This is a genomic window from Bacillus sp. ISL-77, assembly GCF_018613105.1.
The window spans coordinates 121,139-144,800 of the sequence record NZ_JAGGQY010000043.1; the positions used below are offsets into that span (position 1 = coordinate 121,139).

Consider the following 23,662-nt stretch of genomic DNA (forward strand, 5'->3'; position numbering starts at 1 on the left):
CGACTTTGTTCATAGTTTTTTCATAAATATTGGCCTGTTGATTTGCGCTCCAATCAACATAGCCAATAAAAAAAGAATGAAGTGCCTATACAAAGGCTCTTCATTCTTTTAAAATATCTACACAGCCGTTAAGGCAGTAGGGATTTTCGGGTCTGTATCGTAAAGGCCAAATTGTTCGCCAACAATCAGCCCACGCTCCTGAAGGGTCTGGGCTACTGCCATTTTTGCTAAGTCCTTCATGTTATTATCCATGCTTAAATGGGCAAGATAAATTCGCTTGGTTTGATCGCCAACCACATCACTCATCGCAAAGGCTGCGTCCTCATTGGAGACATGGCCCACATCACTTAAAATTCTTCGTTTAATATTCCATGGGTATCTGCCCATCCGAAGCATTTGAACATCATGGTTGGATTCAAAAATATACACATCTGCATTGGAGATGGTCCCCTTCATCCTGTCACTGACATAACCTGTATCCGTGATTAAGACAAGTTTCTTTCCTCCATGATGAAAAACGTAAAACATGGGTTCTGCAGCATCATGTGATACCCCGAATGATTCAATATCAACAGCACCAAAGCTCTTCACAGTTTCCATATTAAAAACAAACTTTTGCTCCGTTGGAATCGCGCCGACCGAGTGTTCCATCGCCCGCCAAGTTTTTTCATTCGCGTATACAGGCAACTGATATTTACGGGCGAGAATCCCAATTCCTTTAATATGGTCACTGTGCTCATGCGTGACAAAAATCCCGGAAAGTTTACTAATATCACGGTCAATTTGTCCAAACAGTGCCTCCATTTGCTTACCGCTAAACCCAGCATCAACTAGAAACGAATGTTCATCAGACTCCACATAAAGGGCGTTCCCTGTACTCCCGCTTGCAAGAATGCTATAACTTAAAGACATGCTATTTCACTCCAATTTACTATTTTCATCGCTGTTAAATTGAATAATCTGCCCTTCAAATGCGTTCACAAACAGGCTCTCCTTACCATCGACCTCAAAGCGCCAAGTTGGTGCTAATACTTGTGAAGCAGCCAACTGGATGAGTGTGGAGTAGCCAAGCTCTACCCTGGTAATTTTACTCTTCGACTTCAACATCCCTTTCTGGTGCAAGGTTTCAATCGCCTTTAACGGCTTAAGAATTTCTTCTTTTGCTGTTAAAGTTTCCATTTCCTCCAGGAAGGTCTGTTCATAAGATACAATTTGATCAGCTTCATTCACTTTAAATGTGATCATCCCATTAATATTCTTAAACAACGGGAAATTTTCCGATCGTTGATAGTAAGTGATCGTTTGATCTTTGTTACTTTTCTCTCCAAATTGATAATCCTCTCCAAAAAGCACATTATCCGTTAAAAAGGTAGAAAGCTCTGCCGGTTCAAACTTATTAGTTAACTGCAGTGGCTTCTCTAATTTGGCATGAAGAGAGGTTGTCCCGATTCCGCTTAGAACAACAGTCTGTCCCTTAAGTTTTTTAATATCTTCTTGATTAAACATCTTTGGCTTTGCATTGAGGTATTGAGCCTTAATGGGATCCTTGGGAAGGTCCACAAATTTGATTTCATCCGCTTTCAGTTTTTCTTCAAACGAGGCCTCCGTAATCACTTCATATTTATTGGCATCACGGACTTTCATGAATTGAAATAAGAGATAAACATCTAAAATTAAGAACGTTATAATAAAAATTGTTTTAATCTTACTCCAATCCATGCTGCAATCCTCCTAGGTCTTCCATCGTAATCTGTCCCCATGTTTTATCATAGCGATAGAACCAGGCGGGTTCTAAAAGGATTAGCTTATTCTCATCTGAATCCCTTTCCATCCGATAGCCCAAGATCATTTCTTCAAGAAGACTTGGCTTAAAATTCTTTTTGTTTTGTAAAAATTCCAGTGCATCACGCCCCGATGGGCGTGTGACCTTTTTCATTTCCGTTGTAAGGGGAAGCTCCAAAGAAATATTTGGCCGAATATATTGATTGATTTCATCTCGGCCCCAAACCTCACTAATTTCAGCAATCCCGTTTCCGTTAAAGACGGGATAGCCTTCGATGCTGTATAAACGAAAGGTTACGGAGTGATTAAGTTCATTTTTATCAACATAGCGATAAGGGTCTGTCCAGCCGCCATGTTCATTCACAAAGTCAATACTCCGTTTGACTAAATCATAAGAGCTATTAACAAAATTCTCTTCCACGGTTGGATTGACATAGCGAAGGACGTTACTTTCGAAATTCAACGTCATTTTACTAGAATCGTTCGTATATTCCTCCCCTGAAGGGACGAAGCTTTTTTGCACAAAACTAGGATCGCTGAAAAGTGCTTCTTTAAATTCCTCAGAATCAAGATTAACAGGCAAATATTTATAGGTTGTCATTTCTGTTTCAGTTTCTGGAAGAAAAATCGTCCGCCATTCAGAAGCTTCATAGGCGAAATGACGTGGGAACTGCGCTGCATTTTTATAAATATTACGATTAAATTCACTTAAATGAGCAGAAGAAATATGACTTATATATACTTGCTGATGTTCAGTGGAAACAAAATAAACTATCCCATTTTCCTTTTCTGAATTCTCAACATTGACAATGATTCGATTGAAGGTGAAAGAAGGTATTTTTTTACCCTCAATATTTAAAACACTGCGATATAACTCAATCGGGACTTCTCCTGGAAAAATAATTTCCGCATTGCCGCTGCCATGGATTAATTCCTTAATGTTCTTCACTTCGTTTGTATATTTTTTTACATCAAAAAAGGCCCAACTGCTTAATTGCTTGAGAACCTTTTCGATCTCTTCTGTGTTATTGGTTCCATAATGCTGACCCTTCACGTGAAAAAACACCTGGTCAGGCCTGACGATCTTTTGGACCTCTTGTTTTTCACTTAAGGTGACTTCAGCTACCGTATTACTCTTTTCCATCGTGTCATAATTAGGCTGGTAGGTCCAAAGATTCCATGTTAAAAGAATACTAACCAGAACTAAAAAGGTTAAAATCCCTGATTTAATATTTTCGTATCTCATGACCATTCATCCTCTTCAGAACGTTCATATGGGAGCGAAAAGGAAATCTTTGTTCCTTTCCCTTCCTCACTTGTTGCCCAGATTGCCCCACCATGAGCATTAACCATTTCCTTTGCAATCGCCAGACCTAGGCCCGTACCGCCTAGTTTCCGAGTTCTTGCTTTATCGACACGATAAAAACGATCAAAAATCTTTCCAATATTCTCTTTCGGAATCCCCATGCCTTGGTCTGTTACGCTGACAATAATTTTATCGTCCATCTCTTTAATCGAAAATGTAACGTTTCCGCCTTCAGGTGAATACTTTAAGGCATTTGAAATAATATTGTATAAGACCTGTGTCATTTTATCTTCATCAATTTCAACAAATATCACATGATTCGGGAGTTTTCTTTTAAAAGTGACGTTTTGTTCCTTCGACATTTCAAACCTGTCAATGATGCGGTGGAAGAAGTCGACGAAGTTTACCCATTCGATTTTCAGCCTGTAATCCGTACTATCCATTTTTGAAAGCTGGAGCAGGTCATTGACCAAGCGAATCATTCTTTCTGTTTCGGTCCGCGTCACTTCTAAAAATTCCGGAGCAATCTCCTCATCCCGCCAGGCACCATCTGCAAGAGCTTCTAAATAACTCCTCATTGTCGTTAGCGGTGTCCTAAGTTCATGGGATACATTGGCGACAAACTCTCTTCGTTCGGCGTCAATTTTTTCTTGATCCGTGATATCATGCAAAACCGCAATTAATCCATTGACAAAGCCCGTCTCTTTTTGAATCACAGAGAAATTGGCACGCAGGAAATAACGCTCGGTTTTTGTACTGTAATCTAAAATGATCGAATCCTTTTCCTCCAATAAGTCTTCGAAGGAATTGGTATCATCTAAATCTAATAACGATACAATTGGCTGGGTCAGAACTGTTTCACGTGAAACATTCAGCATTTCTGCCGCTGGTTCATTGATTAAAATAACCCGGCCTTTCCGGTCGGTAGCAATTACACCATCCGTCATATAGGACAAAACAGATGACAGCTTCCGACGTTCCCCTTCGGTCATCGCCTGTGCTTCCTGGAGCTTTTTCGTTAAATTATTAAACGTAACGGCCAGTGTCCCAATTTCATCATTGCCATATACTTTTACTTTCCGTGAAAAATTACCCTTGGTCATCGCTAAGGCCTGCTTCTTCATATCAGCAATCGGTCTTGTGATGGTTTGGGCTAATAATATCCCTAATATAGCTGTAATCGATAAGGCAATCGCTGTCCCTGTAGCAAAAATCCCATTAATGGTTTTCATTTGTTCAAAGACATTTTCTATTTTTGCGACAAGGTAGATCGCACCAATTACTTTTTTACCAGACATAATCGGAGTAGAGAGGACCCAAATCCGATGGCCTGTTTGGGGGTCGATTAATATTGCGCTTTGATCCTCTTCTAAAACCATTGATTGTTTGATTCGGAGCTCTGTTGTCCTTTGTCCAACCACCCCTTGGTTACTGGGATGTGAGGTACCAAGAATTTTAAGGGATCTGTTTTCAATCACCCGAACTTCCGAAATATCACCTGCATCAAAGTCTCTGAGGATTTTTTTGATATCCTCTTCGAGTGTTGGATCTTCAGGCGTTCTCTCTTTCTCCATTTCCTCAACCAGATTGTAGGCAAGCAAATCAACCCGTTGCTTTATCGAAGTCTGGAAGTTTGTCCGTAATGTTTCTTCAAGCTGTTTGACAAAATAAACACCGATAATTTGCATGGCTACTAAAATAAGGAGGACATAGATGATAACGAATTTTACGTTTATAGAGCGAAAGAAACCAACCTTTCTCATTCATCTTACTCCTGTTCAGGATTCCGCAAATAGTATCCAACTCCGCGGCGAGTAACAATCCACGTTGGATGACTCGGGCTGTCCTCAATTTTTTCCCGCAATCTTCTAACCGTTACATCAACGGTCCGCACGTCTCCGTAGTAATCGTAACCCCAAACCGTTTGCAGGAGGTGTTCCCTCGTCATCACTTGACCGATATGTTTAGCCAAATAGTAAAGCAATTCAAATTCACGGTGCGTAAGCTCGATTGTCTCACCGCGTTTTGAAACGACATAAGCATCAGGATGGATGATAAGTGAACCAATTTCAATTTCATTGGTTTCGTTCTCTGCATCTGGCTGCGTCAGAATTTGCTGGTGACGGCGCAAGTTAGCTTTTACGCGCGCAATCAATTCTCTTGTACTAAACGGTTTGGTTACATAATCATCCGCACCGAGTTCAAGACCTAAGACTTTGTCAATTTCAGAGTCTTTGGCAGTCAACATAATAATCGGCATTTCATACTTCTTACGGACTTCACGGCAAACTTCCATCCCGTCTCGTAATGGAAGCATAATATCTAAGAGGATTAAGTCTGGTTGGATTTCATCAACCAACTGGAGTGCTTCGTTTCCGTCATAAGCACAATAGACAACGTATCCTTCTTTTTTCAAGTTAAACTGTAAGATATCTGCAATTGGCTTTTCATCATCAACAACAAGAATTTTCTTTTCCATACCATCTCTCCTTATCATTTAGTCGATCTAATCTATTTAACAAATGCTCTAGAAGTCATAACTATACTAGATTACTGTATCATGTTATTGGCATAAATTCACCTATAAGTAGCATTTGGCAAGATTGGAATAACAATATTTTCTATTTATAAAAAAGGCTCTGTTAAACTGGGCTGTTGATTTCCGCCCCAATCAACGTAGGCTTTAAAATCAACAATAACCTTTAACACAGCCATAAAAATAAGAAAAGTCTCTAGTATCATCTAGAGACTTACCTTTTATCTTAAATAGGAAAGTGGATTTACTAGGCTGCCATTCTTATACACTTCAAAATGCAAGTGTATACCTGTTGCATCTCCCGTAGCTCCCATTACACCTATACTAGTACCCTTTGAAACCGTCTGGCCTGCCCTAACTTTGAGCGACGACATGTGTCCATAAAGGGTACGGAAACCATTTTGATGGTCAATGACAATTTTATTCCCATAACCGCCGCCCCAGCCAGCAGAAACAACGACGCCATTATCGGCTGCCTTTATTGTTCTGTTGCTTGGTCTGGCAATATCAATGCCTTTGTGCATTCTGCCCCATCTAGGCCCTTGTTTACTGGATACATACCCACCTACAGTCGGCCAAGCAAAGTTTCCTTCCCCACGAGACGGAATGACTTTTGTTCCTTTGATAACAATCTGATTCACAGGCTGTTCAAGGACTGTCGCATTTGACTCCACTTTCTGCACTGCTACACCATTTTGTTCAGTAATTTTATAGGTAACAGACCGCGAGCCACTATTCCCCTCTTGTTTTACCTTTGTCTCACCTTTTAGCAAGGAAGAGTCTTCAACAACTGTATTTTTAAATGGAATTTCTTCCTTTTTATTTACTTCTTTATCAATAATCACTTCGATAAATGGTTTTGGAACGGTAATATTAATTTTTTCGCCGATTTTTAAGAGCGTATCCCCTTTTAGTCCGGGATTCACTGCTAAGATCTCCGCCAGTGTCAAGTCGTGGTTTTGTGCAATCATTTCGAGCACATCGCCTTCTTTAATCACATATTTCTGTTCTTCTAATGTACCTTTTTGTAAAAAGGTTACTGCTTCTTCGGCTGACATCATTTTTTCTGGAACAATATTTTCTACTGAAAAGGAAACATTTTTTGATAATCGAACGTCTAATAGACGAGACTCATTTTCTTTTAATGCTGGTAATGTCGAATTGACGGAAGCTCTTCTGGCCTTAAGTTCGGTTAATTGATCCTCCGGCACGTATTGTTGGATTAGCTTATTCATAACTTCTTCAGCTGTATTTTGATTATCTACGTAAACAACGGGCTTACCATCAATAATAATCGCAGAGGCCTCTGTTTGAAGTTGGAATATACTCTTAATAGTTCGGACTGTTTCTTGATTGTTTGCAGCAGACGGAAATACTTGATATGGAATGTTTTGCACCTGTTGATCGATATTGTTGCTGTCATCGACTTTTGCAGCAATTATTTTATTTACAACAGCTTTATCTGCAATATTTCCTATATATGTACCATCCAGATATACGTCATAATCCTTGGTTGATTTTGATGTATCTGCAAAAGCAACCGGTCCGTTACTAAATGCAATCAGCGATGATGCGATTGTAGTAGCAATCGTTGTCTTAAGAAATAACTTTTTTGTTTTTGATACCTTATTGAAAAGTAGCATTTTTCCTCCCTAAACCACGGTAAAACCCTCTTAATCTAGTGTTTACCCACTAAAGAATTCCCCAGTATTTTAGACCTTCTATACTTTAACATAATTTTTTGTAAATAGATTAATAGTCTTTATACTGTAACAAAAATGTATAATTACTGACATTTACCTACATTTACGTGAAATATTCTAATTAGATTTCCGTGTTTTTCTTTTTAAAAAGTAGGGGAAAGTCCCTATTAAATAAGGGTTTTTCTAGTTCTGAAGGAGGAGGATATAATTATTACAATAATCGACAAAAACTAATGGTTCCTTTGTAAAAAAGAGGTGGTTTTATTACACTGGGATTACAATCGCAATTTTTAACTAAAAAGAGAAGCCTGCAAATGCAAGCTTCTCTTTTTATGGCTCAGGACGGAATCGAACCGCCGACACAAGGATTTTCAGTCCTTTGCTCTACCGACTGAGCTACTGAGCCACTTATATGGCGGTCTGGACGGGACTCGAACCCGCGACCTCCTGCGTGACAGGCAGGCATTCTAACCAACTGAACTACCAGACCAATATTTAATTGATTGTCAGCAAGGAAACCGTCCTTGCCAGCCTCTTACTGACAATCAAAAGCCATGACCCCTACGGGACTCGAACCCGTGTTACCTCCGTGAAAGGGAGGTGTCTTAACCGCTTGACCAAGGGGCCATATATTAAAAGTTATTTTGCAAAAGCAAAAAACTTTGGTGAGCCATGAAGGACTCGAACCTTCGACCCTCTGATTAAAAGTCAGATGCTCTACCAACTGAGCTAATGGCTCGTACTAAAATGATTCTCTAATCCATTAATTCGCCGGATGCCCACGCCTCAGGAAGCTTATTCAAGTAGCAGCTCGGCGTGTGCCCTGATGCTATTTCAAGGAAGCTTATTCGATCGTGCTCTACCAACTGAGCTAATGGCTCGTACTAAAAACTTTGTCGTATTGTGACGACGCTTTTTATAATATCACGGACTATCTATTCAACGCAATACTTTTTTTAAAAAAACTTTTTAAAAGATTTGAAGCCCTCTAAATCGAGGGCTTCATTTTATCAATTAGATCTATATAACTCCAGCGCCAAGGCGCTTCCGCTTTTAGATTTGTCTCCATGGGCTGCGGACTACATTTGTTTGATTACGATCTGGTCCAACAGAGAACGTAGTTAACGGAATTCCAGTAAGCTGTGTTACACGTTCCACGTAATGACGTGCATTTTCAGGTAATTCATCTAATGTTTTAACTCCAGTAATATCCTCACTCCAGCCAGGTAATTCTTCAAAGACAGGTTCGCACTGTGATAAAACCTTTAAGCTTGCAGGATATTCTGTAATCAATTCATCTTTATAACGATAGGCAGTACAAATCTTTAATGTCTCTATACCCGATAGTACATCAATCGAGTTGAGGGACAGGTCGGTTAAGCCACTTACACGGCGAGCATGGCGAACTACCACACTGTCAAACCAGCCAATTCGACGAGGACGCCCAGTTGTTGTGCCATATTCACGACCAACTTCGCGGATGCGATCGCCGATTTCATCATTTAGTTCAGTAGGGAAAGGTCCATCACCAACACGAGAAGTGTATGCCTTACACACTCCAACCACATGAGTGATTTTAGATGGTCCGACACCAGACCCAATCGTCACACCGCCGGCTACTGGGTTAGATGAGGTCACGAATGGGTATGTACCTTGGTCAATATCAAGCATGACACCCTGTGCGCCTTCAAAAAGAACCCGTTTGCCTTCATCTAAGGCATCATTCAATACAACTGATGTATCACAAACATATTGTTTAATTTGCTGACCATATTCATAATACTCTTCTAGGATTTCTTCCTTCGTAAATCCTGTAGTCTCATAAATACGTTCGAACAAACGATTTTTCTCTTGTAAATTACGATCAAGCTTTTCTTCAAATACATCGTGTTCGAGCAGGTCAGCGATTCTAATCCCCACGCGAGCTGCCTTATCCATATAGGCAGGTCCAATCCCTTTTTTAGTCGTTCCAATTTTATTAGCGCCCTTACTTTCCTCTTCCACTGCATCAAGTTTTAAATGATATGGAAGGATGACATGGGCACGGTTACTGATACGAAGATTATCGGTTGTAACGCCCTTTTCATGTAAGTAGGCAAGTTCGGTTACAAGTGCCTTTGGATCAACAACCATACCATTTCCAATTACACAGACTTTTTCCTTATAAAATATTCCTGATGGAATTAGATGTAATTTGTATGTTTCTCCATTGAACTTAATGGTGTGTCCTGCATTGTTTCCTCCCTGGTAACGGGCAATTGCCTCGGCATTTTCTGAAAGGAAATCGGTAATTTTACCCTTTCCTTCATCTCCCCATTGCGTCCCAACCACTACTACTGATGACATATAAGGCACCTCCAAATTAAATGCGATTTTCTATTTTCCATACACAAGTTTACCAACTTTCATGGCTAAAAGCAAACAAAACACGAACGTTTTATATAAGTACATATTATTATGTTCGTAAAATATTAATTTAGGAATCTATCAATATCGCATCTTGCAAATTTGGATATTTTTCCATAAAATAGAATTATAGTTTCGTAAAATAATAATAAGGATGTGGAATATGATTATTAAACATCGGCAAGAGCGATCGGAAATAATAATTTTAAGATCATTAAATGTTCGAATGAGTTTATCAGATAAGGAAGTAACTAACTATTTAAATCTTAAAAAAGGATACGAAGGGGAGAAAAAGAGTGATGTATGGTTAGAAGGGCTTTCCGAGGATTGGCTTATTATCCATGATTTATTACTTGAGTATAACAATTCTAAATTTCAAATTGATACCTTACTTATTTCGCAGGACACCATTTACCCTTTAGATGTGAAAAATTATGAAGGTGACCACTATGTTGAAGGTGATAAATGGTATATTAGCGCTAAAAAAGACGGAAAGAATCCGTTACACCAATTGAGCCGTTGTGAAACTTTGCTTCGATCCTTGCTCCGCGACCTCGGATATCATTATCCGCTGGAATCCTACCTTATCTTCATTAACCCCGAGTTTCATTTATATCAAACCTCAATAAATCCTTCTATTGTTTTTCCAACACAGCTGAACTGCTTTTTGAAAAAGTTAAATACGAAGCCGGCAAAATTGAATAAAAGACACTTCAAATTAGCTGAGCAATTAGTAGCTCTTCATCTAATCGACCTACCGTACCCGCGCTTACCAGCTTACGCTTATGGCCAATTGGAAAAAGGGACCCTTTGTCCGAAATGCTACTCCTTTTTTTCTGATCTTAAGGGAACGAAATTGGTGTGTGGCAATTGTGGCTGCACGGAGGGAGTAGAGTCGGCTGTTTTACGGAGTGTAACTGAATTGATGCTTCTTTTTCCTGATCGAAAAATTACCACAAAGGCTATTTTTGAGTGGTGTAAGATTATTAAGTCGGAGAAAACTATTAGGAGGATTCTTGCTAGGAACTTTAAATACATAGGGCACGGTAAATCAGCAAATTATGTCTTTTCGAATGATTAGTCAGTCCTAAGTGATACCTTTTATTAAATCATGTGCACTATGTAAATGAATTTAACTCAAAGGGGCGGGAGAGTATCATAAGCTCCTTTGATTAACGTTGAGTCACTTTTTCAACCTCAAAAGGCATCACGCACTTCCTTTGGTTACCGTTCCTCCTCTTGTTCTACTCCAACGGGCACCATAACGCTCCTATGGTTACCGTTCCTCCTCTTTTTTTAATCCAATGGGCACCATACTACTCCTATGGTTACCGTTCCTCCTCTTTTTTTACTCCAATGGGCACCATACCACTCCTATGGTTACCGTTCCACCTCTTTTTTTACTCCAATGGGCACCATACCACTCTCAGGGTTCCGGTTCCACCTCTTTTTCTGCATCCACGGGCATTAGTCGCTTCCACTAATCACCGCTGATCCATTATCTAAGCCTCCACGACCAATAGTCGCTATTAATCTACACACAAAAAAGGCTAGCCAAAAAAACTTGGCTAGCCTTAATCTATGCACCCGGCGGATCATTATACCGTGTCTCGAGGTTGACGAACTTATTATATTCCTTAACAAAGGCTAACGACACTGTTCCGGTCGGGCCGTTACGCTGCTTGGCAATAATGATCTCGATAATATTCTTATTCTCTGATTCCTTATCATAGTAGTCATCACGATACAAGAACGCCACGATATCGGCATCCTGCTCAATACTTCCGGATTCACGGATATCGGACATCATCGGGCGTTTATCTTGTCGCTGCTCGACACCACGGGAGAGCTGAGAAAGAGCAATAACAGGAACCTTTAATTCACGTGCTAATTGCTTTAGGGAACGTGAAATCTCAGAAACTTCCTGCTGACGGTTTTCACCAGATCGTCCGCTTCCTAAGATCAGCTGCAAATAATCAATTAAAATCATGCCTAAACCATGCTCCTGCTGGAGACGGCGGCATTTGGAACGGATATCACTGATTCGAACCCCTGGAGTATCATCGATAAAAATCCCTGAACTCGACAAGCTGCCCATCGCCATCGTCAGCTTACCCCAGTCTTCATCCGTCAGGGAACCTGTACGAAGCCTTTGCGCATCGATATTCCCCTCAGAACAAAGCATACGCATAACCAGCTGTTCGGCACCCATCTCCAGACTAAAAATCGCGACATTTTCATTCGTTTTCGTCGCCACATTGGCTGCAATATTCAAGGCAAACGCTGTTTTACCCACGGAAGGACGAGCTCCAACAATAATTAAGTCATTACGCTGGAATCCTGCTGTCATTCGGTCCAGTTCCGCAAATCCTGTTGAAATACCCGTAATGTCCCCAACACGGTTATGCATTTCCTCAATATTGTCATACGTACGCACAAGTACATCCTTGATATTATGGAAAGCACCGGCATTCTTTCGCTGCGCCACTTCCATAATACTTTTCTCCGCTTCACTTAAGAGAGCTTCCACTTCATCTTCGCGGGAATATCCATCCGAAGCAATGCTTGTTGCGGTACGAATTAATCTTCTAAGTAATGACTTTTCTTCTACTATTCTTGCATAATACTCAATATTTGCTGCTGTCGGAACAGAGGCGGCCAATTCCCCTAAATAACTAACCCCGCCTGTATCCTCAATCAGTTTGGCAGCTGCAAGCTCCTCAGTTACCGTAACTAAGTCAACTGCTTTCCCTTGATCATTTAGACTAAGCATGACATTAAATATTTTTTGGTGGGAAGCACGATAAAAATCCTCAGGAATTAATATTTCTGAAGCTAAAATCAAAGAGGCAGGTTCTAAAAAAATCGCCCCTAACACAGCCTGTTCGGCCTCTATATTTTGCGGCGGCATCCGGTCCGCATATAAGTCATTCATCTATCAAAAACCTCCTATCATGAAGAGGATGATTTATATTAAAATAGCAAAAGCTCAGCAATTATCAAAGTTCTAAACTATCATATCAAATCCAAAAAAGAAAAAAGTGACCAGTTAAGACCGATCACATGGTGTTGATTACATTTTATATTCTATCATGTTCCGCAGCGATTTCGCACTGGGAAAATTTTTATTTTACTTCGGTAACAGAAACGGTTAACGTTGAGACTACTTCATGATGAAGCTTTACTGGAACCTTTGTGTGGCCAAGCGTACGAATCGCATCCGCTAATTCCATTTTGCGTTTATCAATTTTAATACCATGTTTCTTTTGTAATTCTTCAGCAATCTGCTTTGTTGTAATCGAACCAAATAAGCGGCCGCCTTCACCAGCTTTAGCAGTTAATTCCACCGTAATTTGATCCAATACCTCTTTTAATTTTTGTGCTTCCGCTAATTCTTCGGCAGCTGCTTTTTCTTCCTTCTTCTTAAGTGCATCCAGCGTACTAATATTCGCGTTATTGGCTTCCTTTGCTAAACCTTGTTTAATTAAAAAGTTATGGGCATAACCATCAGCTACATTCTTGACTTCGCCCTTTTTCCCTTTACCTTTCACGTCTTTTAAGAAAATTACTTTCATTCTTTTTTCACTCCTTCAAAATATTCATCAATTGCTAGCTTTAATTTACTTTCCGTTTCTGCGATCGATAAACCACTCAGCTGTGTGGCGGCGTTAGTCAGGTGCCCTCCGCCTTTTAAGGCTTCCATAATCACTTGGACATTGATGTTTCCGAGTGACCTTGCACTGATGCCAATGACCCCTTCGCTGCGCTCGGAGATAACAAAGGAAGCAAGCACTCCGTCCATTGTTAACAATGTATCCGCTGCTTGGGCAATAATCACTTGATCATTAAAGTCATTTGCAGTTCCTTTTGCAATGGCAATCCCATCACGGTAAAAGGTAACAGACTCAATTAACTTGGACCGTTTGATATATGTATCAACATCTTCTTTTAAAAACTTTTGAACGAGGATCGTATCTGCTCCATGTGCTCTTAGATAGGAGGCCGCATCAAACGTTCTTGAGCCTGTTCGTAGCGTAAAACTTTTTGTATCGACGATGATACCCGCCAAGAGAGCGGTGGCTTCAATCATTTCGATTTTACCCCGTTTTGGCTGATATTCAAGAAACTCAGTCACCAGCTCTGATGTCGATGAAGCATAAGGTTCCATGTAAACAAGTAAAGGATTAGCAATAAAATCCTCACCGCGGCGATGATGGTCAATCACAACGACATGATCAATTTTATTAAGAAGCCGTTCTTCCATGACCATGGAAGGTTTATGGGTATCGACGACGACGAGCAGGGTTTTATCAGATGCGATTTCAAGCGCCTCTTCCGGACCAATAAAATGTGAAAATAATTGCTCTTGATTGCGGATTTCCGACATGAGCCGTTTGACACCATTGTCGATTTCCTGCATGTTAACAACGATATAAGCATCTTTCTGATTCATTTGGGCTACTTTATAAATGCCAATGCTAGCGCCAATCGAATCCATATCCGGATGTTTATGGCCCATAATGATCACTTTATCACTTGCCATAATTAAATCCCTTAAGGCATGCGAAATGACCCGTGCCCTAACTCTGGTTCTCTTTTCGATTGGATTCGTTTTACCGCCATAGAACTTCACCTTGCCACTTGCCAATTTAATGGCCACTTGATCGCCGCCTCTGCCTAAGGCTAAGTCCAAGCTTGATTGGGCTAAAACCCCCAATTCTGGCAGGGAAGAAACGCCTGTTCCGACGCCAATACTTAAGGTAAATGAGACGTTTTGTTTGGAAGTCATCTCTCTTACTTCATCAAGAATCGTAAATTTACCTTTTTCCAACTTCTGAAGAATTCCTTCACTAAACACAGCCATAAATCGTTCAGATGAAATTCTTTTTAAAAAGATCCCATTATCCTGCGCCCATTTATTCAGGATTGACGTCACCAAATTATTGATGCTGCCACGCATCTGGTCATCCATCCCTTGGGTAAGATCATCATAATTGTCTAAAAAGATAATCGAAATGACAGTTCGGTCATTTTGATACATTTTTTCGATTTCCTTTTGTTCCGTCACATCGAAAAAGTATAAAAGCCGTTCTTCCCGTTTATGAATCACACGGAATTTTCGTTCATGGAGCGTAATGATTTCTGTCTCTACTTCCTGTTTAATTAACGGGATCAGCGTATCTGCGACATCATAAAGTGATCTTCCGACCAAGGTATCCTCATCGAAACAAGAGGCTAGAAATGGATTTGTCCATTCGATATAATACTCATCATTAATAAGCATAATCCCGATTGGCATTTCCATCAATGCTTCTTCGCCCACTCTTTTAACCCGGTAAGAAAGGGTCGCGATGTACTCTTCCATTTCTTTTCTTTGGCGGCGGTCAACAACAAACATATAGTAGAGCGGGAAGAGCATGATAAACAGCCCGGCTGCACTAATGGTCCAATTATAGAAGGACAAGGCAATGATCAATACCACTGTAACGCCTATTAACCCATAAAAAGGGTAACGAATCGACCGCTTTTCTAAAAATGCAGGCAATATTTTCAGCTCCTAGTCGTGAATCTTACTCTTTCATTTCAAATCGCTTTCGAAAATCAAAGCCTAAATCAGTAATGCCTAATAACATTATTATATAACGGACTATTGGAATCATGAAAGTAAGAATTACAACTAACACAGCAAGTCCCTTTGCAACCGACTTTTGGTGGAAAATAAAAAATAAAAGAGCCAGACCCTGAAGCATGATAAATGTCTCTAATATGTACCTGGCGTTAATTAAAATAGAATATAAGTAAGTTCCCTCTTGCGGATGAAAGAGCAGCATCATCCCTAAGGCAATTAAATAATACCATAAAAGGCTTTTAGGCAGGACAAGGTTGCGAAAACTGCCCCATGGCTGTACGTTCACCCCAAACCTCTTCGCAATTGGAAAGCAAATCCATTGAGTAATAAAAGAGGAAAGGATGGAAGCGAAAATCAGAGCACTTGGTGCAAGCGTTACGATTTGCTTAAGCATTAAGGCATTTTGCTCTTTTAAGAGTTCAACTTGGTCTTCTCTTCCCATTGCTTTAAGCATTACCTCAGAGCTTTTAACTGATTCATTTAACGCTACAGTAAGTTCATGGATAATATCGATTTTCATAAAAGCAACCATGACAACATATGAAATCACAAGGCCAGCCATAAATGTAAGGGAACTAGCTATTAATATGAACGTCCGGCTCTTGCCTTTTTGGAGCAAATAGCCAATAACAGCACCAACCGAACCATAAATCAGCATTAAGCCAACTCCCATTAAAGAGCCTGCAATAAATGCAATAAATATGGCGGCTACTAAAAAGGCGGCAATCAGTTTCAGATTATTTTTAACAGAAAACATGATAAATGGCAGCGGCAGTACCAGGTTTAGGATTGATCCAACGACAGGAACATAAATCGTTATTAATAATAGCGCAGCAAAGGCCGCCAAAAGAACAGCACCCTCTGTAAGCTTGCGTACATCTTTCACTACTTCACCCCTAATTTTACAAAGCTATTCTTTATTTTAGCGATATAAGGTGTTCTATTCAACTCTAGAGTATAACAAAAAGGCAGCAGGGATAACCCTAACTGCCTTTTTACTTATCTATTTTTATTCACCTGAAACAAATGGAAGTAATGCCATTTGACGTGAACGTTTGATTGCAACTGTTAATTTACGTTGGTATTTAGCGCTAGTACCAGTTACACGACGTGGTAAAATCTTTCCACGCTCAGAGATAAATTTCTTAAGTAAATCCACATCTTTATAATCGATGCGAGAGATACCGTTTGCTGTGAAATAACATACTTTACGGCGTTTTGCGCGACCGCCTTTACGTCCTCCTGCCATGAAAATTCCCTCCTTTATCATTTTTAGTTTATCGTTCATTTAAGGTTGTTTAGAATGGAAGGTCGTCATCGGAAATATCAATTTGACCATTACCTGCAAACGGATCCTCGTCCATTCTTTGGAAACCATTATTCGTGTTTTGGTTTTGACGTTGTTGATTCTGATTGCCGCCGCCATAAGGATTCCCTTGAGGTTCCCTTGGTGGAGCACCGAATTGATTGTTGTCGTTTCTACCATTTCCGCCTGAAGAACCCCTAGGCTCAAGAAATTGAACATTATCTGCCACAATCTCAGTAAAATACTGACGTTTTCCATCCTGCTCGTAAGTACGAACTTGAATTCGACCATCAACACCTGCTAAGCTGCCCTTTTTCAAGAAGTTGGCAACATTTTCAGCAGCCTTACGCCAAACTACACAGTTAAGAAAGTCTGCTTCACGTTCCCCTTGGGGATTTGAAAATTGACGATTTACTGCAAGAGTAAATGTAGCAACTGCAATGCCATTTGGTGTATATTTCAGTTCAGGGTCTTTGGTTAAACGGCCAACAAGAACAACACGATTTATCATCAGAATCAACTCCTTTTTTTTCAGAAAATGTTTCACATGAAACATTTTCAAATCTATTATTAAGCTTCTTCTCTAATTACTAGATGGCGAATGATATCTTCGCTGATTTTTGCAAGACGAGAAAATTCTTGTACTGCAGCAGCTGAAGATGTTGTTTTAGTGATTTCGTAGTATCCGTCGCGGAAATCGTTGATTTCATATGCTAAACGACGCTTACCCCAATCCTTTGTTTCAGCAGTTTCCGCTCCGTTATCAAGAAGAATTGTATTAAAACGCTCTACAAGAGCCTTTTTAGCTTCATCTTCAATATTTGGGCGGATGATGTACATGATTTCGTACTTATTCATCACAGTCACCTCCTTTTGGTCTAACGGCCCATTTGGGCAAGGAGCAATTATTCATTACTCACAAGTTGAAATTATAGCATAGTTATTTAACAAAAGCAATCTCATTCACAGGATTGAGATTTTTTCCAACTAGCGCTGTTAAACTTGCCTGTTGATTTCCGCTCCAGGCGCTTCGCTTTCCGCGGGCGGTTCGGGGAGCCTCCTCGTCGCTTAAGCGACTGCGGGGTCTCCCCTGCACCGTACTCCCGCAGGAGTCTCGCGCCTTCCACTCCAATCAACATAGTGCCAAAATCAACAATGAGCTTTAACATAGCCTTTCCAATTAAAAAAAGCTCTGCAAATCCTGCAGAGCTTGAAATATTATACGTTGAAACGGAAGTGGATGACGTCGCCGTCTTTTACTTCATATTCTTTACCTTCTAAACGGACCTTGCCCGCTTCTTTTGCTGCGGTATGACTGCCAGCTGCTAATAAATCTTCATAAGAAACGGTTTCGGCGCGAATAAAGCCGCGTTCAAAATCAGAGTGAATAACTCCCGCACATTGCGGTGCCTTCATTCCTTTTCTGAAGGTCCAGGCCCGAACTTCTTGAACACCTGCTGTGAAATAGGTCGCTAAGCCAAGCAAGTGATAGGCCGCACGGATTAATTGGTCAAGGCCGGATTCTTCAATGCCTAACTCCGATAGGAACATTTGCTTTTCTTCACCTTCTAGTTCAGCAATTTCCTCTTCAATCTTCGCACAAATCACGATCACTTCTGCATTATCTGCAGCAGCAAATTCGCGTACCTTTTGAACATATTCATTGTCAGAAGGATCGGCAATATCATCTTCACTCACGTTGGCTACATAAAGAACAGGCTTGATTGTTAACAGATGCAGACCTTTAACAAGTTTCATTTGTTCATCCGTAAAATCAACGGTACGAGCTGGTTTCTCTGCTTCAAACGCATCTCGGAGCATGGAGAGGACTTCAAATTCAGCCGCTGCTTCCTTATCTTTTTGCTTAGCCAATTTTTCAACACGGTTAATCCGCTTTTCAACCGATTCCATGTCAGCAAGAATTAACTCCAAGTTAATGACTTCAATATCATCGATAGGATCGACTTTACCAGATACATGGGTAATGTTATCGTCTGCAAAACAGCGGACTACTTGGCAAATCGCATCCACTTGGCGAATATGTGAGAGGAACTTATTTCCGAGTCCTTCACCTTTACTTGCGCCTTTAACAATCCCGGCAATATCGGTAAATTCAAAAGCGGTGGGAACCGTCTTTTTTGGTTGAACAAGTTCAGTTAATTTTTGCAGACGGGCGTCAGGTACTTCAACGATTCCGACGTTCGGGTCAATCGTACAGAAGGGGTAATTGGCCGATTCTGCCCCTGCCTGGGTAATTGCGTTAAATAAAGTAGACTTACCAACGTTCGGCAAACCTACGATACCAGCTGTTAATGCCATTTATTTCACTCCTCAAAAAATAAGATCTATTTTAAATAAAATTAGTTCTGATAATAAAAAGACAAGTCTTTCACAATTATAGGCATTTCAATGTAAAAAGACAAGAATGATTAATGGTAACGACAATAACAGAAATCAGGTACAAAGATTTGTTTTTATGTCAACAAATGCCAAATATAGATAAAAAGAGACCGAAATTTCAAACTGATCCCCCCTCTTTCTACAAATTTCCCTATATTATTTAGTAAATATGGTAAAATTTAATACAAACATTACTTGATAGTTTAACTAGAAAAATAGACTAATAGATATTTGGAGGAGGAGTAATGAAAAAGACAAACACACAACAAGTACCTAAAAAGTCAGATGGACCCTGGATTTCAGGAAGTATTGTAAAAAAAGCCTTACTACCGAGTTTTTGTTTTGCAGTGCTGTCTACCGTTGCTTTTGAGGAAACAATTTTTGCCGAAAAAACAAGTTCTACACAAATCAGTGGTAATAGTGTTCAGACTACCAAGTATGTAAATGTCACCAGCGGGACATTAAATTTGCGGAAAAGTACTTCAACTAGTTCAGCTATCATTGCTACTCTATCAAAAGGGAAGGCTGTAACCGTCTATTCTGAAACAAAGGGCTGGGCCAAGGTAAACGTGAACGGTAAAACTGGCTATGTCAGCTCGGGCTTTCTATCATCCAAAAGTCCGACCAATATCCCCTCATCATCGACGACAACCGCCAAAACTAAATACGTAAATGTAAAAAGTGGCACGTTAAATATGCGTAATGGTACTTCAACAAGTGCATCGATTATTGTAAAACTTGCAAAAGGGACGGCGGTAATGGTTTATTCTGAAGCGGGTGGCTGGGCGAAAATTAAGGTTTATGGAAAAACGGGCTATGTAAGTTCTGCTTTTCTATCTGGTACGAGTCCAAGCAAAAATCCTAGTACGGGTACATCAGCTTCTCCCCCTGTGAAAACCACAAAAAAGGTTGTAAATGTTGGTGCTAGCTCTACCTTGAACCTAAGGAAAGGTCCATCAACCAGTTCAACAGTTCTTGAAAAATTAAAAAATGGAACTGAAGTAGAGGTCTATTCCGAGTCAAAGGGCTGGGCTAAAGTAAAATTCAATGGGAAAGAGGGGTATGTAAGTTCTAGATATCTTTCTACTACGAAAGTAAGTTCTACTCCTGTGAACGAAATACCGGATAAACAAACGACCATAAACAAATATGTAAATGTCAACCTAGGCTCCACTCTAAATATGCGCAAAAGTGCCTCATTGAATACATCCATTTTGATTAAATTAGCTCGTGGGGTGAAAGTCATCGTTCATTCTGAAGCAAAGGGCTGGGCTAAAATAGAAGCATATGGGCAAACGGGCTATGTCCAAGCTCACTATTTATCTGAAACTACTCCCCCTGTTGGATCGGATACTGCGAACAATAATTCGGAACCGAGTAAAGAAACTACGAAGACAAAATATGTGGATGTTATATATGGTTCCAGCTTAAATATGCGTTCTAGCGCTGCTGGGAGCGCCTCTATCGTTACAAAGTTATCAAGAGGAACCCTTGTCACGATTCTTTCCGAAGGAAATGGTTGGGCTAAAGTAGCGGCCAATGGAAAAACGGGATATGTCAGCACGCAATACTTGTCAACAACTCCGCCCTTTAATCCCAATACCACTGATGGAACCATTGATAAGGTTATTGAAAGCTATGACATTCCCTTATCTGATTTGGTACAAAAGCAGATGGCAGTTAATCCACAAACAGACAAGTCATATGATACGTACATCAGAGCTGATGGCTTAACATTAACTAGTGAAACAAGCGGGACAGTCAATGGATCGAGTTGGGATGTAAGAGGTGGAGCTGGTCCTGCCTATTGGGTAGTCGGCCAAGTGAAGAAGCAGGATACTCTACAAATTCTTGGTAAACTAAAGGGGACAGATGGGTATAACTGGTACCAAGTAAAATTTAATAAAACCTGGGTAAATGCGAGTACGGAAGATATTACCTATTATGTGGATCCAAATAATTTCCAAAAGAATACGGTCGATTCCCTGCAATTTCTTAAACTGTCAGTGACAGCCAATATAAGTGCTAAAGAGGTTAATGAAAGAATTCTGTCTGGAAAAGGTAGTTTGCAAGGATTAGCATCCACCTTTATCAAGGCTGGAAATACATATGGAATAAATGAACTTTACTTAATATCCCATGCTTTATTAGAAACAAATAAAGGTAAATCACAACTGGCTCAAGGCGTCCAAATTAATGGAAAAACTGTTTATAATATGTTCGGAATTGGTGCTTATGATCAAACTGCGGTCACCAGTGGGGCCCAATTTGCTTATAATGCTGGTTGGTTTACTCCTGAGAAGGCTATTCTCGGCGGTGCACAATTTATTGCCAACGGATATATTAACGCAGGGCAGGATACCCTCTATAAAATGAAATGGAATCCAGGTTCAACAGTAACAAGCGGTCGTGCAACACATCAATATGCGTCAGATATCGGCTGGGCTGCCAAGCAAGTCCACCAAATATACAATTTATATAATTTAATAGATTCTTATAAACTAGTACTAGAGATCCCGAAATATAAATAAGTCTAGTTATGAGAAAGGGGGCCGCTGAGCAGCCACCTTTTCTGTTATAAATTAATGGACCTTTTCAATATTCACGAGACAATCATATAAGGTGCTCCCGAGGCCATTATCAGATGCACCGCTCGAGGTCAGGTGATTAACGGACCCGCCAAACTGCTTCCAAATTCCTTCATCGATATTAATGGTATTCGGATGGACAGCCGCTGCTATCGAAATATAACCCTTTACTTCGCCGCGGTCATTCCAGACCCTTACAAAATCATCCTTTTGCAACCCGAGAACCTCAGCAATATTTTTGGCAACCTCCACCTTCACTTTTGGTATCACTGGGTAAAGGTGGTAGTTCTGCGAGTGATTGGAGCGCATCGGATGAATGGTCAACAGACTGTATGGATATTTTTCAGCAAGCTTCCGATTTTCCCATTTAGACTCTGCGGGTACGGCTAAGGTTAACCGTCCAGCGCTGCCGTTACGTTGACCTAACTGTGCAGTGAATTCAAACTTACCGGATGGTGTTTTAAACTTTCGGTCCTGCCATGGGATGGCGAGTACCGGCAATTCTAATGTATGCTTCTCCATTAAAGTTTCTAGAGATGCACCCTTTTCTTCCAATGCTTGAAAGGCCATTCTTAGGAATTGCTGTCTTGTAAAATCAAAATCCTCACCAAAGCCAAGTCTTTTCGCTAATTCAGTCCAGATCCATAAATCTGGTTTTGCTTCACCCGGTGCTTCTACAAGCTTAGGACCATAATTCACATAATGGTGATACATCGAAGAATAATAAATATCCTCTTCCTCAAAGGCAGTTGTGGTCGGCAACACATAATCCGCGAGTTGCGCGGTGTCCGTCATAAATTGCTCAATCACCACCAGCGTCGCTACGGAAGAGAAGGCTTTTTCAACCACTTGGGTGTCAGGCACCTGGGTCAAGGGGTTCCCACACGTCACAACAATCATCTGAATTTCTGGGTCTATTGCCTTTAACACTTCTTCTGCCTGTTTCATAATTGAAAATTGGCGCTGCTTTTGTTTGCGAGTTGGCAGGGTCAACTCCTCAAACACGAAGCTCTGCCCAACTTGAAGGTTGGCATAATTGGCGCCGCCGCCCGCAATGCCAATATTCCCGCTGCATGCAACAAGGGCATCAATGAAGCGAATCGTATTGCCCCCATTTTTATAGCGTTGTAAGCCAAGCCCCATAAAGGTAGAAGTTGGTTTGTCCGCATAAACATGAGCTAATTTAGTGATCACTTCACAAGGGACTTCCGTCATTTCACTAATTTTTTCGATCGAGATGCTGTTAAGGAGCTGTTCAACCTCATCAAAGCCAGCGGTAAATTGCTCAATAAAGCTGCGGTCTTCCACTCCTAAGCGGAGCATTTCCTTGATAATTCCCGCCGCTAATAGTCCGTCCATCCCAGGTTTAATTGATATATAGTCATCGGCAATTTTCGCCGTTGCATTAAAGATAGGGTCAATGACCACTAGTTTCGCGCCACGCTTTTTCGCTTCTAAAAGCTTTTCGTAAAAGTGCATATTTGTGCGGGCAACATTTCGTCCCCAGACAATAATATTTTTGCTGTTGTAAAGATCATCTGGTTCGTGGCTGTAAGCATCACCAAAGTCCCACTTTTGTGCTTCAATTCCTGCTCCCCAGCAGAGCGAGCCGTAAAGCTCGGTCACACCGCCATAGCAATTAAAGAAACGCTGGTCGAGGTTTTTCAATAAGCCATTATTCGCATAGTCATGGCTGTGTAAAACAGCAGTAGAACCGTACTGTTCTTTTATTTGTATTAATTTATCAGCGATCTCATTGAGTGCCTGTTCCCAGGAAATTTGCTCAAATTGACCGTTTATCTTTTTTAATGGATGCAACAACCGTTGCGAGGAGTTTGTCCTTGTTTCGAGCATCCGTCCCCGTCCGCAAATTTTCCCTTGTGTGATTGGATGGGAGGGATCTCCTTCTACTTTAGTAACCCGGTCATTTTCGACTGTCACATTAAAACCGCAGCTATCCCAGCAATTTAACGGACATGCTGCCTGACGTATTTGTACCAATTTCC

18 protein-coding genes and 4 tRNA genes are annotated in these 23,662 nt (G+C 40.6%); 2 read left to right on the plus strand and 20 right to left on the minus strand.

Going from position 1 to position 23,662, the window contains the following annotated elements:
• Positions 1-117 precede the first annotated feature (117 nt).
• From J7E77_RS18190 to J7E77_RS18240, 11 genes are all read right to left on the minus strand, one after another.
• Positions 118-912, minus strand: a complete 795-nt coding sequence (locus J7E77_RS18190) for an MBL fold metallo-hydrolase (RefSeq protein WP_214716224.1) — start codon at positions 910-912, stop codon at positions 118-120.
• A 6-nt stretch (positions 913-918) separates the two neighbouring features.
• Positions 919-1,719 (minus strand): two-component system regulatory protein YycI, encoded by an 801-nt coding sequence (locus J7E77_RS18195; protein ID WP_214716225.1) that lies wholly within the window; start codon positions 1,717-1,719, stop codon positions 919-921.
• On the minus strand, positions 1,706-3,028 hold the full coding sequence (locus tag J7E77_RS18200; protein WP_214716226.1) for a YycH family regulatory protein: 1,323 nt from the start codon (positions 3,026-3,028) through the stop codon (positions 1,706-1,708). Before J7E77_RS18200 ends, J7E77_RS18195 begins: the two co-directional genes overlap by 14 nt.
• The gene (gene walK / locus J7E77_RS18205; protein WP_168241411.1) at positions 3,025-4,851 is read right to left on the minus strand and encodes a cell wall metabolism sensor histidine kinase WalK; all 1,827 of its coding nucleotides are present in this window, start codon (positions 4,849-4,851) and stop codon (positions 3,025-3,027) included. The genes J7E77_RS18200 and walK overlap by 4 nt, the downstream gene beginning before the upstream one ends.
• 5 nt (positions 4,852-4,856) lie before the next feature.
• Positions 4,857-5,567 carry a response regulator YycF gene (gene yycF / locus J7E77_RS18210; RefSeq protein WP_214716227.1) on the minus strand — a complete coding sequence of 237 codons (711 nt, stop codon included), beginning with the start codon at positions 5,565-5,567 and terminating at the stop codon, positions 4,857-4,859.
• Positions 5,568-5,845: 278 nt separating this feature from the next.
• Positions 5,846-7,267, minus strand: a complete 1,422-nt coding sequence (locus tag J7E77_RS18215) for a peptidoglycan DD-metalloendopeptidase family protein (protein WP_214716228.1) — start codon at positions 7,265-7,267, stop codon at positions 5,846-5,848.
• 393 nt (positions 7,268-7,660) lie between these two features.
• Positions 7,661-7,733: transfer RNA gene (locus J7E77_RS18220), tRNA-Phe, on the minus strand.
• A gap of 7 nt (positions 7,734-7,740) precedes the next feature.
• Positions 7,741-7,817, minus strand: a tRNA-Asp gene (locus J7E77_RS18225).
• Positions 7,818-7,882: 65 nt separating this feature from the next.
• A tRNA-Glu gene (locus J7E77_RS18230) sits at positions 7,883-7,954 on the minus strand.
• A gap of 36 nt (positions 7,955-7,990) precedes the next feature.
• Positions 7,991-8,066: transfer RNA gene (locus tag J7E77_RS18235), tRNA-Lys, on the minus strand.
• A gap of 314 nt (positions 8,067-8,380) precedes the next feature.
• Positions 8,381-9,673 (minus strand): adenylosuccinate synthase, encoded by a 1,293-nt coding sequence (locus tag J7E77_RS18240; RefSeq protein ID WP_214716229.1) that lies wholly within the window; start codon positions 9,671-9,673, stop codon positions 8,381-8,383.
• Between the two features lie 223 nt (positions 9,674-9,896).
• Between J7E77_RS18240 and J7E77_RS18245 the strand changes: the two genes are divergently transcribed.
• Positions 9,897-10,814, plus strand: coding sequence for a nuclease-related domain-containing protein (locus J7E77_RS18245; protein ID WP_214716231.1), 918 nt, complete (start codon positions 9,897-9,899; stop codon positions 10,812-10,814).
• 498 nt (positions 10,815-11,312) lie between these two features.
• Here J7E77_RS18245 and dnaB read toward each other — a convergent pair whose 3' ends face one another.
• The 8 genes from dnaB to ychF all read right to left on the minus strand — a co-directional run bounded on the left by dnaB (position 11,313) and on the right by ychF (position 18,987).
• On the minus strand, positions 11,313-12,668 hold the full coding sequence (dnaB, locus tag J7E77_RS18250) for a replicative DNA helicase (RefSeq protein WP_214716232.1): 1,356 nt from the start codon (positions 12,666-12,668) through the stop codon (positions 11,313-11,315).
• A 190-nt stretch (positions 12,669-12,858) separates the two neighbouring features.
• Positions 12,859-13,308 carry a 50S ribosomal protein L9 gene (gene rplI / locus J7E77_RS18255; RefSeq protein ID WP_214716233.1) on the minus strand — a complete coding sequence of 150 codons (450 nt, stop codon included), beginning with the start codon at positions 13,306-13,308 and terminating at the stop codon, positions 12,859-12,861.
• Positions 13,305-15,278, minus strand: a complete 1,974-nt coding sequence (locus J7E77_RS18260; protein ID WP_214716234.1) for a DHH family phosphoesterase — start codon at positions 15,276-15,278, stop codon at positions 13,305-13,307. Before J7E77_RS18260 ends, rplI begins: the two co-directional genes overlap by 4 nt.
• Positions 15,279-15,303: 25 nt before the next feature.
• Positions 15,304-16,248: a YybS family protein gene (locus tag J7E77_RS18265; protein ID WP_214716235.1), complete on the minus strand. Its 945-nt coding sequence runs from the start codon at positions 16,246-16,248 to the stop codon at positions 15,304-15,306.
• Positions 16,249-16,371: 123 nt separating this feature from the next.
• Positions 16,372-16,611, minus strand: a complete 240-nt coding sequence (rpsR, locus tag J7E77_RS18270; protein WP_214716236.1) for a 30S ribosomal protein S18 — start codon at positions 16,609-16,611, stop codon at positions 16,372-16,374.
• A gap of 49 nt (positions 16,612-16,660) precedes the next feature.
• Positions 16,661-17,179, minus strand: a complete 519-nt coding sequence (gene ssb / locus J7E77_RS18275) for a single-stranded DNA-binding protein (RefSeq protein WP_088084869.1) — start codon at positions 17,177-17,179, stop codon at positions 16,661-16,663.
• Between the two features lie 59 nt (positions 17,180-17,238).
• Positions 17,239-17,526: a 30S ribosomal protein S6 gene (gene rpsF / locus J7E77_RS18280; protein WP_088084870.1), complete on the minus strand. Its 288-nt coding sequence runs from the start codon at positions 17,524-17,526 to the stop codon at positions 17,239-17,241.
• Between the two features lie 360 nt (positions 17,527-17,886).
• Positions 17,887-18,987: a redox-regulated ATPase YchF gene (gene ychF, locus J7E77_RS18285; protein ID WP_214716237.1), complete on the minus strand. Its 1,101-nt coding sequence runs from the start codon at positions 18,985-18,987 to the stop codon at positions 17,887-17,889.
• 326 nt (positions 18,988-19,313) lie between these two features.
• Here ychF and J7E77_RS18290 point away from each other — a divergent pair, with 326 nt between their 5' ends.
• Positions 19,314-21,599, plus strand: a complete 2,286-nt coding sequence (locus tag J7E77_RS18290; RefSeq protein WP_214716239.1) for an SH3 domain-containing protein — start codon at positions 19,314-19,316, stop codon at positions 21,597-21,599.
• 51 nt (positions 21,600-21,650) lie between these two features.
• On the opposite strand, the gene J7E77_RS18295 is transcribed toward J7E77_RS18290, so the two are convergent.
• Positions 21,651-23,657, minus strand: coding sequence for a molybdopterin-dependent oxidoreductase (locus tag J7E77_RS18295; protein WP_214716241.1), 2,007 nt, complete (start codon positions 23,655-23,657; stop codon positions 21,651-21,653).
• Positions 23,658-23,662 lie beyond the last annotated feature (5 nt).

Coding starts and splice junctions, on each gene's coding strand:
- rplI (WP_214716233.1), bottom strand. CDS start 13,308: ATGAAAGTAATTTTCTTAAAAGACGTGAAAGGTAAAGGGAAAAAGGGC.
- J7E77_RS18200 (WP_214716226.1), bottom strand. CDS start 3,028: ATGAGATACGAAAATATTAAATCAGGGATTTTAACCTTTTTAGTTCTG.
- dnaB (WP_214716232.1), bottom strand. CDS start 12,668: ATGAATGACTTATATGCGGACCGGATGCCGCCGCAAAATATAGAGGCC.
- J7E77_RS18245 (WP_214716231.1), top strand. CDS start 9,897: ATGATTATTAAACATCGGCAAGAGCGATCGGAAATAATAATTTTAAGA.
- J7E77_RS18190 (WP_214716224.1), bottom strand. CDS start 912: ATGTCTTTAAGTTATAGCATTCTTGCAAGCGGGAGTACAGGGAACGCC.
- J7E77_RS18195 (WP_214716225.1), bottom strand. CDS start 1,719: ATGGATTGGAGTAAGATTAAAACAATTTTTATTATAACGTTCTTAATT.
- yycF (WP_214716227.1), bottom strand. CDS start 5,567: ATGGAAAAGAAAATTCTTGTTGTTGATGATGAAAAGCCAATTGCAGAT.
- J7E77_RS18290 (WP_214716239.1), top strand. CDS start 19,314: ATGAAAAAGACAAACACACAACAAGTACCTAAAAAGTCAGATGGACCC.
- ychF (WP_214716237.1), bottom strand. CDS start 18,987: ATGGCATTAACAGCTGGTATCGTAGGTTTGCCGAACGTTGGTAAGTCT.
- walK (WP_168241411.1), bottom strand. CDS start 4,851: ATGAGAAAGGTTGGTTTCTTTCGCTCTATAAACGTAAAATTCGTTATC.
- ssb (WP_088084869.1), bottom strand. CDS start 17,179: ATGATAAATCGTGTTGTTCTTGTTGGCCGTTTAACCAAAGACCCTGAA.
- J7E77_RS18215 (WP_214716228.1), bottom strand. CDS start 7,267: ATGCTACTTTTCAATAAGGTATCAAAAACAAAAAAGTTATTTCTTAAG.
- rpsR (WP_214716236.1), bottom strand. CDS start 16,611: ATGGCAGGAGGACGTAAAGGCGGTCGCGCAAAACGCCGTAAAGTATGT.
- J7E77_RS18240 (WP_214716229.1), bottom strand. CDS start 9,673: ATGTCATCAGTAGTAGTGGTTGGGACGCAATGGGGAGATGAAGGAAAG.
- rpsF (WP_088084870.1), bottom strand. CDS start 17,526: ATGAATAAGTACGAAATCATGTACATCATCCGCCCAAATATTGAAGAT.